Source organism: Pelagibacterium sp., assembly GCF_965249125.1.
Lineage (GTDB): Bacteria > Pseudomonadota > Alphaproteobacteria > Rhizobiales > Devosiaceae > Pelagibacterium.
Genome location: NZ_OZ252217.1, coordinates 1,325,651 through 1,339,621, shown reverse-complemented (window position 1 = coordinate 1,339,621; position 13,971 = coordinate 1,325,651). Strand labels below are relative to the sequence as shown.

The following is a 13,971-nucleotide window of genomic DNA, read 5'->3' as shown; positions in this document are numbered from 1 at the left end:
TCAGTTCGGCATCAGCACATTTGCGGCTCGGCAGGGCCCAGGTCGCCGCCGAAGATCGACGGGTCATAGGTCACGCTCTCGCGCGATGCAGTGTTGACCACTTCGAGCAGATCGAACTCGTTTGAGGGCTGCTCCTTGCCCTGAACGACCAGAACGTCCTTGAAGCACTGGTGATCGGACCCACGATAAAGCGTCGGGCCATTGCCCATGCCGTCAAACTCGAAATCTTCAAGGGCGGCAATAACCTCGGGCGGATAGAAGGTCCCCGCCCGCTCCACGGCATCCGCATAAAGCAACGTCTGAACGTAGGCGGTATGGGCCGCCTGGCTGGGGGGCGATCCGAACTTGGCGCCGAACGAAGCGGTAAAGGCTTTCGAGCCCTCGTCCTGCATGCTCCAGTACCAGTTCGACGTACCGTAAACGCCCTGCATCGCCGAGCCGGCACCGGCGGCCATGAGATCGGACACCAATGGCAGAACGAGCTGGAAATCCTGGCCGTTGGCCTGACGGTCGCGAAGACCGAACTGGGTTGCCTGGGTCAAGGAATTGATACCGTCAAAACCGTAGTGATTGAGGATCAGGACGTCAGCGCCTGAGTTGAGAACCGGCGTAATATACTGGCTGAAATCTCCGGCTCCCACGGGCGTGCGAACTGTCTCGACGGTCTCCCAACCGAGAGCCTCGGTCGCCGCAATCATCGATTCTTCCTGGGTCCAGCCCCAGGTGTAGTCGGCCGTCAGGTGATAGGCCCGACGCTGATTGCCATAGGCGGCCCCCAGCTGCGGGCCGAGACCGACGCCGGACTGATAGGCGTTGAAGAAATGGCGGAATCCGTATTTGCGCTTGTCCTTGCCGGTTGTGTCGTTCGAGTGCGTCAATGCCGCCATGAAAATGATGCCCATGTCCTGGCAAAGGCTCTGCACTGCAATAGCCACACCGGACGACGAACCGCCGGTAATCATAACCGCGCCGTCGCGTTCGATCATGCGGCGGGCCGATTCACGGGCGGGGTCGGATTGCGTCTGGGTGTCGCCGGTCACGTATTCGACTCGCTTGCCCAAAATTCCGTTGCCAGTGAGCGTCTTGGACGAAAAATGAGGGATCAGACCGCCGTCGCCCTCACCGTTGAGATGCTCGACCGCCAGCTGATAGGCCTTGAGTTCATCCGCGCCTTCGTCGGCATAAGCGCCCGTCTGGGGGACGTTGAACCCCAAGGTGACGGTGTCACCGGTCGGCGCGTTGCAAAATTCCTGCGCCCAAGCCCCCTTGGACAGAATGAGGGGCGAAACCCCCGTCGCCAGGATGCCAGCCACGCCTGTCTTGACGACGCGACGACGGCTGATTCCGCGTTTAAAATCGCTCATTAATCTCCTCCTTTGGTGCGGCGGGACATACCTCCATATGCCCGAAATCCACCGCTGGAGTATTAGGCGCCGTTAATGAGAGAGCAATATGCTATTGTAATTTATAGGAAATCTTGTAAAGCTTTGACCAAACGCCGTGCATATTGCGTCAAGTATTTGACAAACGAGGACGGATGCGAGCACCAATTGGGCTTCGAATAAGCACAAGACGCAAGGGCTTGGGGCTATCACAGGCAGCATTGGCGCGCAGCGTCGAAATCTCGCCCAGCTATCTCAATCTCATCGAAGCCAATAAGCGACAGGTTGGCGGCACCCTACTCCAGCGCATAGCGGCACAACTCGATATCTCCATCGACGAGCTTACCGGAGAGGCCGAACATCGACTCATTCACGAGTTGGTCGAGACCTTTGCCGACCCGGCACTCGCCGATGTCGGCCTCGGCATGGAGACGGCCCGCAGTCTTGTCGCCACACAACCTGAGATCGCTCGCGTCATTGCCAAGCTTTATCGAGCCTATGTGGCGGCATCTGCCAGTGCCGACGCATATGCCAATAGGTTGAGGGCAGATCCGCTGCTCAGTCAGCTTCTACACCAGGTTTTGTCGGGCATTACCGCCGTACGTTCCTCGGCCGAAATCCTGGAAGACGTAGAGGACCTCAGCAGCTCCGAGCGGACGCAATTCGTCGCCTCGATCTCGAAGGAGACACGCGGTCTTTCGGCCGTGGCACAAAATCTCATCGGGCAATTCGATCATGCGAGCACGGTAAGCAGGTCCGCTTCTGTGCGACGCGAACTGGACGACATGATTTTCGCGGCGCGCAATTATTTCCCCGCACTTGAACTGCGGGGCGCGGAAATCGCCAGGGATATGCAATCATCGGGCGCCTTCGGGGAAGCTGCCATCGCCCATCTGCTCGAGACCGTCCATGGCGTCCGCGTAGAGCGCAACGCGCGACCGCGGGCCGGTCGCGCCTTTGGCCACGATGTTGAACGCAAAGTACAGTGGTTCCGTAATACGGTCCCACAATCGACCCGCCAGTTTCAAATGGTCAGGCTGATCTCAGAGTTGACCAGCGACCAGGTATTGGACGACGCCGTCAGGGTTCCTCACCTGTCATCGGAAACCGCTCGCCGCCTCGCCCGAAACTATCTTGCCTCATATATCGCTGGCGCGGCGCTGTTTCCTTACGACCAGTTTCTCAACGATGCTGAAAACCTGCGCTACGACGTCGAGGCGCTCAGCGAGCGTTACAATGCCAGCTTTGAGCAGATTGCACACCGACTCGTGACGCTGCGTGCAGAGGGTTCGGAGGGAGTGCCTTTCGGCTTTCTGCGCTCCGATCCGGCGGGACGCCTCACCAAACACTTCCCTCTCCCTGGCCTGTTGTTACCCCATACTGGCCACGCCTGTCCCCTCTGGGCGCTCTACGGAGCGTTTCGATCCTCGGGCCAACTGGTCCGGCAAGTTGTTCAATTTTCCGATGGCTCCCGGTTTCTTTTCGTGGCCAAGGCGGTCTCGCGCCGCGCGTCCGGCTTCGCCGATCAGGCTCTTCCCCATTCGGTCCTGCTCGTGACGGACATTCTTCACGCCGATCGCACCGTTTATGCCGACGGATTGGACCTTGGCGACTCCAATGCCGACGTGCCGGTCGGGCCAACCTGCCGCCTCTGCACGCGAACAGACTGCGTCAGCCGGGAGGAAGCGCCTTTCGCTCCCGGCGACGAGCCCACTTTGACCACAGCCAAAGCCTGACGCCCGCTCGCAGGGGCTTGGCGAATGGCGCCAATTGCGGTTATGTGAAAACATGTCCCGAGGAGGAAGGGGCTCGGAGGGGGAGTTTTGGCGATCGATGTTCTCATAGCAGAAGACGAGCCGAGTATCCTTGAAGCGCTTGATTTTGTTCTGAAAAGAGCAGGATGGACCATAAGTGCCGTCATGGATGGCGAGGCCGTCATGGACGCCGTGCGGCGGCAGCGACCGCGCGTGCTGGTTCTCGATATCATGCTGCCCAAGCGCAGCGGTTTTGAAGTGCTCAAGCAAATCCGGACCGATCGGAGCACAGCCGATTTGCCGGTTCTCGTCCTGACCGCGAAGGGCCAACAGCAGGACCGTCGCATCGCCGAAGAACTTGGGGCCAACAAATTCGTTACCAAGCCCTATTCCAACGCCGATGTCGTCGAAGCCGTGCGCAGCTTGCTCGGTGCGCCTGCCAACCACCGACAGTCCAGTTAAGATGATGGGCCATGACACGGCGTAAGATCATCGGCGCGTCGCTGTTTTTCGCACTCTTCGGAGCGATGGCGACACTGCCGCCGCTGATTTTGCTGTTCAGGTTCGACGGATTTATAGCCGGTTTGCCGGTGGCAACCCTCTTTTTGTTTGGACTGTGGGTGTTCCTCGTTATCGGAGCAGCCTGGTTCGGCTATGTGCTGCCACGCGACGAGCCGCACCAGCCGCCGGGCGAGGAGCACCGATGACGTTGACCTCCGACCTCGTCATCGCAACTGCCGTGGCCTATGTCGGACTGTTGTTCGTTATCGCCTACCTCGGCGACCGACAGACACGCAACAGAAGCGGCGGATTTCTGCGCTCGCCCTTTGTCTATACGCTTTCCATTTCGGTTTATTGCACAAGCTGGACCTTTTATGGCGCCGTAGGCACCGCAGCGCGCAACGGCCTGGAATATCTTACGATCTATCTGGGCCCGACCATCGTGTTTGTTGGCTGGTGGTTTATTCTGAGGCGTCTGGTTCGCATCAGCCATGACCAGCGCATCACGTCGATTGCGGATTTGCTGTCGTCCCGCTTCGGAAAGTCTAGCACATTGGCCGTGCTGATAACCGTGCTGGCCGTAATCGCCATCGCGCCGTACATTGCTCTTCAACTCAAGGCCATAACCTCATCGATCGAGGCCATCGCCGGTTCGTCTGAATTCGGGAGAGGGAGCCTCGAAGGCTGGGATGAAGTCGGGCTGGCCTTTGGTGTTGCAGCCGGCATGGCCGTGTTCACCATCCTGTTCGGCACCCGCAATGTGGATGCCAAAGAACAACACCACGGCGTGGTGGCCGCCATTGCTTTTGAGGCCGTCGTCAAACTCACCGCGCTCCTCGCCGTAGGCGTATTCGTTGTCTATGTCGGCGGCGGCATGGATGCGATTTTTGCCAATGCCGAAACGGCGGGACTGAACGTCCATGCCGGCGAAACCTTCGGCGATCGCTGGATTTCCATGATGGTGCTGGCCGCGGCGGCGATCATATGCTTGCCCCGGCAATTCCAGGTCACCGTCGTCGAAAATTCCGATGAAAAACACTTGCGCACGGCGAGTTGGGCCTTTCCCGCCTATATGCTCGCAATGAGCCTATTTACGTTGCCTATCGCATTGTTTGGGCTCACCTTTATGCCGGTGGGATCAAACCCGGACATGTTTGTGCTCACACTGCCTTTGGCGCAAGGTCAGGATGCGCTGGCGCTGTTTGCATTCATCGGCGGATTTTCGTCGGCAACCTCAATGATTATCCTTGAATCAATTGCACTTTCGATCATGGTTTCCAACCACATCGTCGTGCCGATCATGCTGAGATTGACGTCCGGTGACGGGATCGGGGATGGCCACGGTGTGCGGCGACTGATCCTCAATGCGCGACGCCTCTCAATAATGCTCATCCTGTTGCTGGGGTTCGCTTATTTCTATCTGACCCGTGGGTCCGATGCCCTGGCGCCCATCGGGTTGATCTCGTTTACCGGGGTTGCTCAATTCCTGCCCTCCATACTTGCAAGCCTTTTCTGGCGTGATGCTTCAACAAAAGCCGCTATCTGCGCGATTTCGGTTGGTTTTATTGTCTGGCTATGGGCAAGTTTCATGCCGTCCTTCGCCTCGTCATCGCCTTTTGTCGCCTCGGTGATGGCCAACGGACCCTGGGGGATTGACTGGCTACGCCCACAGGGCCTGTTCGGATTTGACGATCTCGACCCCCTTACCCACGCTGTATTCTGGAGTCTGTTCCTTAACACCACGGTGCTAATCCTGGGCTCATTGGTGACCAACCAGTCCGCTCTCGAACATGTTCAGGCGGCTTTGTTCCTTAACGTCTTCCGCCGCACCAGCAACGAGGCCAGTCCCCTTCGCGGATCAGCAACGGCCGACGACCTGTTTCTGGTCGCCCGTCGGGTTCTCGGTCATGAGCGCGCCGTGGCGTTGTTTTCCGAGGAGGCCAAGCAGGCGCGAATGCCTTGGACGACGCTCGAGCCGAGTTCATCTTTCATCCGGCGGCTGGAGCGTGAGATGGCCGGATCGATCGGCGCCGCCTCGGCCCATGTCATGCTTTCCAAGGTGGTTTCCGGCGACTCCATCTCGCTTGAGGAAGTGATGCAGATGGCCGACGAAACCCAACAGGCTATCGAATATTCCCAGGAGTTGGAAAAGACCTCCACCCAATTGCGAGCGACCGCCGAAAAGCTCGAGGAAGCCAACCGGCAATTACGGAAGGTGGACCTGCAAAAGGATGAGTTTCTCAGTCAGGTGAGCCACGAAGTGCGCACGCCGATGACGGCGATCCGGGCCTTTTCTGAAATCCTGCTCGACGACGAGGGCCTCGACGACGACTCGAGGGCCAAATTCGTATCCACCATTCACAAGGAAAGCCTGCGGCTGACATCTCTCCTCGACGAAATTTTGGACCTTTCAGCGCTCGAACGTGGCGAGCGGGCCTGGGAAAACAGGCCCATCGACGCCGAGGAATCGCTTGATCAGGCTCTTCGGGTCTGTGACGCCCTGGCCCGCCAGAGCAATACGAAAGTCAACATTGGCACCAGAGCGTCGGCCGCCTATGTACGATCCGATCCTGATCGGCTGAGCCAGGTGCTTATCAACCTGATTTCCAACGCCATAAAATACAATGGCGCCATCGCCCCGGTTGTCGAGGTGCGTTCAAGACTCAAGAGGGGCGCTTATATCATCGAAGTCGAAGACAACGGCATCGGGATCGCCGAGGAAGAAAGGCCGCGGATTTTCGACAAGTTCTATCGCGGCAGACTCGGCGAAACCGGGCCCTATGCCGGAGCCGGGCTGGGGCTGCCCATCAGCAGGGAGATCGTTTCCCGCATGGAGGGCGTTCTTGAACTGGTTTCAACCGCTGAAGAAGGTGCCTGTTTCCGGATCACCCTACCGTTAATAACGCAAAACAAGGCCGGTGCCGCGCAATAGGGGGTTCAGCGCGTCGGCAAGACGGCGATGTTGTCGATGAGCCGCACGCCATCGAGCCAGCCGGCGGCCAGAAGCCGGGCCGGACGATCGAGTTTGGAAAGCGGCTCAAGCGTTTCGGCATCGCGGAGTTCGAGATATTCGACCTCCGAATACCCCACATTCAGAAGCTCTGCCTTTGCGGCTTCGGTGGCAATTGCAACAGACTGCCCCGCCTCAATGGCAGCACCCGTTGCTCTCAGCGCCTCGGCCATGGCGGGCGCCTGTTTGCGGGCCGTTTCGCTTAGCCTGACATTGCGTGACGACATGGCCAGCCCGTCGGCCTCACGCACCGTTGGCACGCCAACGATTTCAACTGGAATATCAAGATCGCGCGCGAGACGGCGGATAACGCTGAGCTGCTGATAATCCTTCTCGCCGAAAAAGGCGGTATCAGCCTGGGTTTGGAGCAACAGCTTGGTGACCACCGTCGAAACGCCGTCGAAATGACCGGGACGATGCGCGCCGCAAAGCCCTTCGCTCAACCGGGAGACAGAAACCTTGGTGGCAAAGCCTTCGGGATAAATCTCCTCGACGCTCGGTGCATAAAGCAGGTCAACATGCTCGGCGTCGAGCCGGGTGACATCTGCCTCTTCATCTCGCGGATATTTGGCGAGATCCTCGGCATTGTTGAATTGGCTGGGATTGACAAAAAGCGTGACAATAACGCGCCTGGCCCTGCCCCTGGCGACCCTGACGAGAGAGAGGTGACCTTCGTGCAAGGCCCCCATGGTGGGCACGACTGCAATATTGTCCCCGGCTCGGCGCCACTGCGCGATTTGCGCCCGCATCTCGGCGACATTTCGAACGATGAGCATGCTCATCCGGCATCCGGGATGCTGGCAGGCACATCACCGAATACGTGCTCGGCAGCCGGGAAACGGCGAGACCGGACATCTTCGGCATAGGCCGCTATGGCCGTTTCAGCGTCTTCCGCCAATTGAGCATAGCGCTTGACAAATTTGGGCCTGAAGTCGGCAAACATGCCCAGCATGTCGTCAACGACAAGAATCTGCCCGTCGCACGATGCCGAAGCGCCGATCCCGATGGTCGGAGTATCGATGTCCGCGGTAATGCGTCGCGCGAGGATTTCTGGCACTTTTTCGATGACCACCGCGAAGGCGCCGGCCTCTGAAACGGCTTGAGCGTCACGCAGAATGGCGTGGGCGTCGGCGCCCCTGCCCTGCACCTTGTAGCCACCGATCGTATGAACCGATTGCGGGGTCAATCCGATATGAGCCATAACTGGAATTGAGCGGCGCGTGAGAAAGGCGATGGTTTCGGCCATATGCACGCCGCCCTCGAGCTTGACGGCATCGCACCCGGTTTCGCGCATCAGAGTTGCAGCATTGCGGAAGGCTTGTTCGGGGCTCTCCTCATAGGTGCCGAACGGCAGATCGACGACCATCAGAGCCGATTTCAGGCCGCGGCGGACGGCCCTGCCGTGCATCACCATCATATCGAGGCCGACCCCGAGCGTATTGGGCAGGCCGTGCAGCACCATGCCGACGCTGTCTCCGACCAGAACGAGGTCGCAATGGTTGTCGACGAGTTGGGCGATCGGTGTCGTGTAGGCGGTGAGGCACACGATGGGTTCGCCCCCTTTCCGTGCCAGAATGGCCGGTGGGCTGAGGGGTGGTTTGGGGGCCTTGCCATAGGTCATCGGAACACTCCCACATGTAACCCGGTTCAAATCCGGATCGTCCATGCCTGCTATATGGCGGCTCTCTTACCCGATCTCAAGGCACGCTCAAACCCAGACATTGGACTGATCGGGACAAATTGAGCAGAGCGGTGCAATTGAACGCACCCGAAATTGGCGCAGACGGCTAGTCCTGACCAATCGTTTCGATGGAATCGAGAAGGCGAGAGGCAATCACCAGGCTGCTGCCGGCGGCCAAAACCATCTGCGGCAGGACGAGCCATTCCAGCGTCCAGGCGGCACCGGAGCGCTCCTGCTCGTGAACAAGCGATTGCGCCACGGTTCCGCTGCTTCCCGCCGCATAACGGGCCAGAGTGACGAGCACCTCGGCCGAGACCGGATTTGATTTGTGCGGCATGGCGGAAGACCCTCCGCCCCCCGCCAGAACCACATCGCCAGCGACATTCTGCGCCATCAGCGCGATATCCTGTCCAATCTTGCCGAGGCTCCCTGAAACAAGGCTGAGCCAGTCGGCGAATTCGACGATGGTATCCCGCTGATTGTGCCATGATTTTTCGGTGACGCCCAAGCCCAGCCGGCTGGCCAGCGCTTTTACAACGCGCGGACCATTGTCCCCGAGCTTTTCGAGGACACCCACCGCCCCGCCATACTGGACAACCAGCAGACGCATCTCGATCTCTTCAAGACGCCTGCGGTGGCGGGCAAGAGGCGCGGCCCAATCGGCAATCCGATCGGCGACGGTAATCTCGAGCGCATCCTGCATTCGCGTGCGGGCCATGAGCTTGCGACCGCCGAACTGGTTGGACAGCCTCGTAAGGGCCGTTTCAACGGCGACGATGCGGGCTTTTAAGATTGCCGTTATCGATTTGAGGCGAATGACGAGGCTGGTGTCGATGACGTCTTGGCTGGTCGCGCCGAAATGAAGAGAGGATGCAGCCTCGCCAACCAGCCTCTTGCGCATCTGCTGGACCAGTTCGGGAGCCACCACCCCGTCCCTGCCCAGTCCAACTTGCAAGCCCTCGAAATCAGGCTCGTAGTCCGTCTCCAGCCGGGCAATAGCCTTCGCATCCGCGTGCGGAATAACGCCGCATTCGGCTTGGGCCGCGGCCAGAGCCATTTCGAACGCCACCATGGCCGCGACATCGGCTTTGGCGGACAGCAATCCGGCCAGTTCGGGATCGCCGAAAAGGCCGGAGAGGATCGGATGGTCGAAGGGAGAAAGAGACATCAGACGTCCAGGAACACCGTTTCGTTTTCACCCTGAAGATAGATATCGAAGGTTACAACATTGCCGTCGCGCTGGCCGATCAGTGTTTTATCGCGGGCGATCATGCGAGCCTTGGCAAGAACCGGGTCCTTTTGGTTGGCCTCTTCCTCATCAGAGAAATACATGCGCGTCTGCAGGCCCACATTGATGCCTCGCGCCACGATCCAGAATGTAATGTGCGGCGCCATGAGCCCGCCGCCGGCGAGGGGCACCGGCCCGGGCTTGATGGTATCGAACGAAAACTCGCCGTTTGAACCCGCAGGCTGGCGCCCCCAGCCCGAAAAGTTGGGATCGACACCGGAGCGGTGTTCCATGGGGCTGTTGTAGATGCCGTTGGCATCGGCCTGCCAGATTTCGATCACGCAGTCGCCAACCGCATTGCCGCCGCCATCGATGACGCGGCCCGTGACCTTTATGCGTTCGCCCTTGACTCCGTCCGAGACGACCCTGAGGCCAAGATCTTCCGGGATCACACCCTTGATGTCATATTCATTGGGAGTCATTCCGATGTGAACATAGGGCCCGGCCGTCTGCGAAGGCGTTTCCTTGAGGTAATCGAGCGGCTTTGACATCAATTGCCCTCCTTGCGGTTTTCAAAGAAGGTCGAGCGGCGCCCCCGAAGCACGATATCGAAACGATAGGCGCGCAGATCCATCGGGATCGTGTTGTTCATATCGAGCCGCGCGACCAGCCGGTCGATCGCATCGGGATCGCTGATCGTATTGACGATGGGACAGATCTTGATGAGCGGATCGCCCTCGAAATACATCTGGCTGATGAGGCGCTGGGCAAAGCCGGTGCCGAAAAGCGAGAAATGGATATGGGCCGGGCGCCAGTCGTTGACCCCGTTCGGCCAAGGATAGGGACCGGGTTTGATGGTGCGGAACCAGTAATACCCTTCATCATCGGTGATCGTGCGCCCGAAGCCGCCGAAATTCGGATCGAGCGGCGCGCGGTAGCCCTCGCGCTTGTGGCGGTAGCGCCCACCCGCATTGGCCTGCCAGAACTCGACAAGGACATTGGGCACGGGTTTTGCGTTCTGATCGATAACCCGCCCATGCACGACGATGCGTTGGCCGATGGCCTCCTCTCCCGACTTGGCGTAATTGATGATCAGGTCGTTATCGTACTCGCCCAGCATGTTGTGACCGAAAGCCGGACCGGTCTTCTCGCTGAGCGTGCTGGCGAAGCTGATCAGCGATTGTTTCGGCGCCCGCAGGACCGAGGATTTGTATCCGGGCGCGAAGGCTGGGGGATGCTGGGAATGGTCGCGTTCCATGAACGCGCCGGCCTCGGCGCGAGAATTGCTCAAACGATTATTCATCCTTGCCTCCCCTCATGCGGTCGAGAGCCTGCCGGGCCAGCTTTATCGCATGGTTTGCCGTGGGAACGCCCGCATAAATTGCGACATGGAGCATGATCTCGCGGATATCGTCCTCGGTCGCGCCGGTCCGCACGGTCGCCTCGATATGCATCACCATTTCATCGTAGTGGCCCAGTCCGGCAAGAAGAGCGATGGTGACGATCGAGCGCTGGCGCTTGTCCCAATTGCCGCGCGACCAGACGTGTCCCCACGCGGCCTCGGTGATGAGGTCCTGAAATGGGCGCTCGAATTCGGTCGTCGCGGCCACCCGCTTATCGACATAGGATTCGCCGAGCACACTGCGGCGCGTCGCCATGCCCTGATTGTGGCGGGCCGTTGGGCCCTCGTGCTGCGTCATTGGGCGTGCTCCTTTTGTGCGACCCGTGCAACCAGCGCGCCAATGGCTGCTGCAACGGGTTGGGGTGTTTCGATGCAGGGCAGATGACCTGCCCCCTCGATGATCTGAAAATCACTGTCGGGAATGGCATCGGCAAAGCCGCGCACGAGATCGGGCGGGGTCGCGCCGTCCTCCGAACCCACAAGAACGGTGGTGGGGACCGAAATAGCCCCCGTGTCGGCGCGCCTGTCGAAACCGGCAATCGCACCGCAGGTCGCCAGATACCCATCGACGGGCTGCCGCTCGAACATGGTGCGGGAGACAATGAAAAGCGGGTCGCCCGATGTTCTAAAGCGCCTGCTGAACCAGCGCTCCATGATGCCGTCGGTGACCGATCCGAGACCATCGCGGGCGATGGTCTCGATGCGCTGGTTCCAGAAATCGGGCTCGCCGATTTTCGCGGCCGTATCGCACAGAACGAGCCCGGAAACGAGGTCCGGCCGTTCGAAATAGAGCTGTTGGGCGACCTGTCCACCGACCGAAAGCCCGCAGATAACGGCTTTCGATATTGCCAGGGCGTCGAGCAGGCCCGAAAGATCGCCGGCAAGATCGGCGATTGAATAAGGCGTTTCGCCGAGGGCCGACAGCCCGTGGCCGCGCTTGTCGTAGACGACAATGCCCAGATCGGTGTTCAGCGCAGCAATCACAGCATCCCAGATGCGGAAATCTGTGCCTAGGGAATTGATGAACACAACCGTGGCGGCGCCATTTGCGGCCGCGCACGCACGATAGTGAAGAGCAATGTCGCCGACTTTGATGCAGTCCATGGGGTTCCTCCGACAATGTCAGATTGGAACGTATGATTGGTTTTGTAAAATGAAACTATCAGCGGTATAGATAACCCATGGATTATGGATATTGCGATGATTGACAGCCGCGTTCGCTTCCGCCACTTGCGCACATTCATTGAAGTGGTCCGCCAGAACTCCGTGGGGCGCGCGGCGCAGGTGCTCGCGGTCAGCCAACCGGCGGTGACCAAGACAATCCGCGAACTCGAGGACATTCTCGACAAGAGGTTGTTCGAAAAGGAGGGGCGCGGTCTTAAAGTCACGCGCTACGGCGAAGTGTTTTTGCACCATGCGGGCGCTTCCGTTGCCGCTCTCCAGACCGGCATCGATAGCCTGAGCCGGGTCGATGCCGGGCCGCCGGTCCGCATCGGTGCGTTGCCCACGGTCTCGGCGCGCATAATGCCAAGGGTAATGTCGCGCTTTCTGGCCGAGGGCACGGACAGTCCGATCAAGATCGTTACTGGCGAGAACCAGGTCTTGCTTGGCCAATTGCGCACCGGAACTCTCGATCTGGTCGTGGGACGGCTGGCGGCGCCCGAGCAGATGGTGGGCCTGACGTTCGAATATCTCTATTCCGAGCAGGTCCGATTTGTGGTCCGCGCCGGGCATCCGCTGCTCGCCAGCGATCAATTCGATTTCGAGGGCATCCGCGATCATACCATCCTGATGCCCCCCAACGGTTCGGTTATCCGCCCCTATGTCGACAGATATCTTCTGGCACACGGGTTGGCGGACCTGCCTCATGCGATAGAAACGGTCTCGGACTCTTTCGGGCACGTCTTCGTGTCGCAGACCGACGCCGTTTGGGTAATTTCCGAAGGGGTGGTGATCCGTGAGATTGCCGCGGGCCGGCTCGTGGCGCTTCCCATCGAGACGACTGAAACTCAGGGAGCGGTGGGCCTGACGACCCGAGAGGGCTCGCCCTCCAACGCCTCGCTCGAAATCCTCACCCGCACCATACGCGATGCTACGCGCGAACATGGCGGCTGAGACCATCACGTATCGCCTGCGGGCCCTGCCCCAACCGCCGCGACATGAAGCGGCTGAAATAGGCGGGATCAGGATAGCCCAGAACGATACCGATTTCCTTGATGCTCAAACTGGAAAACTGAAGATAGCGACGGGCTTCAAGCAAAATACGACGCTCGATTATCGTCAGTGCCGAGAGCCCCAGAACCTGCCGACAAACGCGGTTGAGATGCGTCGGCGTTATGCCCAGCCGGCTGGCGTAAAATCCCACCTTGCGGGTATCCCGGAAATGGCGGTCGACAAGGCCCAGAAACGCATGAGCATGCCGGCCGGCCGTTCCGTTTCCTGAGCCTTCGTTTCGCGCCGCGGCCAGATCGAGCCGATGCGCAGCGACAAGCAGAAGGTTCAGTCTGGCCCTCAGCGCTGCAACCTGCCCCGGTGCGCTGCGATCGGCTTCGGCGATCAGCCGTTCGACCGCATTATCAAGTTCGTCGGCCTCCACGACCCCGGCAACCGGCTTGAGGATGCACGGGCGCATCAACCCATCTATCGCGGTTCCGATGTCCGCGAGGCCGTTTCGGACATCCTGGATGTAGAATGTCAGAACAAAACCATCGACACCTTCGGAAAAGACGAAGCTGTGAACCGTGAGCGGAGGCACGATGACAACGGCCGGCGGCGAAATCTCGAAGGTATCGCCATCGAGCATGGCCGTGGCAACGCCCCCTCTGAGATAAAGGATCTGGTAAAGCTGGTCGTGCCGATGGGGCGATATGCGAAAGCCGTGCAGGCGCGACCGGGAGGTAATCGTCTCCCAGTGCAGCCAGCTTTCGCCGCTGTTTTCGTTCTCGCCGTAAAGTGCGTAGGTCGGAATGGCTTCCATGTTGCTATAATCCAACTCTTTGTCGCGCCTGTCCAT

At 59.6% G+C, this 13,971-nt stretch carries 14 protein-coding genes; 5 read left to right on the top strand and 9 right to left on the bottom strand.

The window, feature by feature from the left end:
* Positions 1-11 precede the first annotated feature (11 nt).
* On the bottom strand, positions 12-1,364 hold the full coding sequence (locus ACP148_RS06650) for a substrate-binding protein (protein ID WP_421950175.1): 1,353 nt from the start codon (positions 1,362-1,364) through the stop codon (positions 12-14).
* Positions 1,365-1,537: 173 nt separating this feature from the next.
* On the opposite strand from ACP148_RS06650, the gene ACP148_RS06645 reads away from it, so the two are divergent.
* The 4 genes from ACP148_RS06645 (at position 1,538) to ACP148_RS06630 (ending at position 6,569) form a co-directional block, all read left to right on the top strand.
* On the top strand, positions 1,538-3,118 hold the full coding sequence (locus ACP148_RS06645; RefSeq protein WP_421950174.1) for a helix-turn-helix domain-containing protein: 1,581 nt from the start codon (positions 1,538-1,540) through the stop codon (positions 3,116-3,118).
* A gap of 87 nt (positions 3,119-3,205) precedes the next feature.
* The gene (locus tag ACP148_RS06640; protein WP_421950173.1) at positions 3,206-3,598 is read left to right on the top strand and encodes a response regulator transcription factor; all 393 of its coding nucleotides are present in this window, start codon (positions 3,206-3,208) and stop codon (positions 3,596-3,598) included.
* A gap of 11 nt (positions 3,599-3,609) precedes the next feature.
* Complete coding sequence (locus tag ACP148_RS06635; RefSeq protein ID WP_421950172.1) at positions 3,610-3,843, top strand: hypothetical protein; 234 nt, start codon at positions 3,610-3,612, stop codon at positions 3,841-3,843.
* Positions 3,840-6,569 carry an ATP-binding protein gene (locus ACP148_RS06630; RefSeq protein ID WP_421950171.1) on the top strand — a complete coding sequence of 910 codons (2,730 nt, stop codon included), beginning with the start codon at positions 3,840-3,842 and terminating at the stop codon, positions 6,567-6,569. The genes ACP148_RS06635 and ACP148_RS06630 overlap by 4 nt, the downstream gene beginning before the upstream one ends.
* 5 nt (positions 6,570-6,574) lie before the next feature.
* Here ACP148_RS06630 and panC read toward each other — a convergent pair whose 3' ends face one another.
* From panC to pcaD, 7 genes are all read right to left on the bottom strand, one after another.
* Positions 6,575-7,429, bottom strand: coding sequence for a pantoate--beta-alanine ligase (gene panC / locus ACP148_RS06625; RefSeq protein WP_421950170.1), 855 nt, complete (start codon positions 7,427-7,429; stop codon positions 6,575-6,577).
* Positions 7,426-8,268 carry a 3-methyl-2-oxobutanoate hydroxymethyltransferase gene (gene panB, locus ACP148_RS06620; RefSeq protein ID WP_421950169.1) on the bottom strand — a complete coding sequence of 281 codons (843 nt, stop codon included), beginning with the start codon at positions 8,266-8,268 and terminating at the stop codon, positions 7,426-7,428. Before panB ends, panC begins: the two co-directional genes overlap by 4 nt.
* Before the next feature lie 166 nt (positions 8,269-8,434).
* Positions 8,435-9,496: a 3-carboxy-cis,cis-muconate cycloisomerase gene (locus ACP148_RS06615; RefSeq protein WP_421950168.1), complete on the bottom strand. Its 1,062-nt coding sequence runs from the start codon at positions 9,494-9,496 to the stop codon at positions 8,435-8,437.
* Positions 9,496-10,107, bottom strand: a complete 612-nt coding sequence (gene pcaG / locus ACP148_RS06610; protein ID WP_421950167.1) for a protocatechuate 3,4-dioxygenase subunit alpha — start codon at positions 10,105-10,107, stop codon at positions 9,496-9,498. The genes ACP148_RS06615 and pcaG overlap by 1 nt, the downstream gene beginning before the upstream one ends.
* A complete protein-coding gene (gene pcaH, locus ACP148_RS06605; protein WP_421950166.1) occupies positions 10,107-10,859 on the bottom strand; it encodes a protocatechuate 3,4-dioxygenase subunit beta in 753 nt (250 codons plus the stop codon). Before pcaH ends, pcaG begins: the two co-directional genes overlap by 1 nt.
* Positions 10,852-11,256, bottom strand: a complete 405-nt coding sequence (gene pcaC / locus ACP148_RS06600; RefSeq protein ID WP_421950165.1) for a 4-carboxymuconolactone decarboxylase — start codon at positions 11,254-11,256, stop codon at positions 10,852-10,854. Before pcaC ends, pcaH begins: the two co-directional genes overlap by 8 nt.
* The gene (gene pcaD / locus ACP148_RS06595) at positions 11,253-12,062 is read right to left on the bottom strand and encodes a 3-oxoadipate enol-lactonase (protein WP_421950164.1); all 810 of its coding nucleotides are present in this window, start codon (positions 12,060-12,062) and stop codon (positions 11,253-11,255) included. The genes pcaC and pcaD overlap by 4 nt, the downstream gene beginning before the upstream one ends.
* Positions 12,063-12,158: 96 nt before the next feature.
* Between pcaD and pcaQ the strand changes: the two genes are divergently transcribed.
* Positions 12,159-13,073 (top strand): pca operon transcription factor PcaQ, encoded by a 915-nt coding sequence (gene pcaQ, locus ACP148_RS06590; protein WP_421950163.1) that lies wholly within the window; start codon positions 12,159-12,161, stop codon positions 13,071-13,073.
* On the opposite strand, the gene ACP148_RS06585 is transcribed toward pcaQ, so the two are convergent.
* Complete coding sequence (locus tag ACP148_RS06585; RefSeq protein WP_421950162.1) at positions 13,051-13,935, bottom strand: helix-turn-helix domain-containing protein; 885 nt, start codon at positions 13,933-13,935, stop codon at positions 13,051-13,053. The genes pcaQ and ACP148_RS06585 overlap by 23 nt on opposite strands.
* Between the last annotated feature and the right edge of the window lie 36 nt (positions 13,936-13,971).

Coding starts and splice junctions, on each gene's coding strand:
- ACP148_RS06650 (WP_421950175.1), bottom strand. CDS start 1,364: ATGAGCGATTTTAAACGCGGAATCAGCCGTCGTCGCGTCGTCAAGACA.
- ACP148_RS06645 (WP_421950174.1), top strand. CDS start 1,538: ATGCGAGCACCAATTGGGCTTCGAATAAGCACAAGACGCAAGGGCTTG.
- ACP148_RS06635 (WP_421950172.1), top strand. CDS start 3,610: ATGACACGGCGTAAGATCATCGGCGCGTCGCTGTTTTTCGCACTCTTC.
- ACP148_RS06630 (WP_421950171.1), top strand. CDS start 3,840: ATGACGTTGACCTCCGACCTCGTCATCGCAACTGCCGTGGCCTATGTC.
- panC (WP_421950170.1), bottom strand. CDS start 7,429: ATGAGCATGCTCATCGTTCGAAATGTCGCCGAGATGCGGGCGCAAATC.
- panB (WP_421950169.1), bottom strand. CDS start 8,268: ATGACCTATGGCAAGGCCCCCAAACCACCCCTCAGCCCACCGGCCATT.
- ACP148_RS06615 (WP_421950168.1), bottom strand. CDS start 9,496: ATGTCTCTTTCTCCCTTCGACCATCCGATCCTCTCCGGCCTTTTCGGC.
- pcaG (WP_421950167.1), bottom strand. CDS start 10,107: ATGTCAAAGCCGCTCGATTACCTCAAGGAAACGCCTTCGCAGACGGCC.
- pcaH (WP_421950166.1), bottom strand. CDS start 10,859: ATGAATAATCGTTTGAGCAATTCTCGCGCCGAGGCCGGCGCGTTCATG.
- pcaC (WP_421950165.1), bottom strand. CDS start 11,256: ATGACGCAGCACGAGGGCCCAACGGCCCGCCACAATCAGGGCATGGCG.
- pcaD (WP_421950164.1), bottom strand. CDS start 12,062: ATGGACTGCATCAAAGTCGGCGACATTGCTCTTCACTATCGTGCGTGC.
- pcaQ (WP_421950163.1), top strand. CDS start 12,159: ATGATTGACAGCCGCGTTCGCTTCCGCCACTTGCGCACATTCATTGAA.
- ACP148_RS06585 (WP_421950162.1), bottom strand. CDS start 13,935: ATGGAAGCCATTCCGACCTACGCACTTTACGGCGAGAACGAAAACAGC.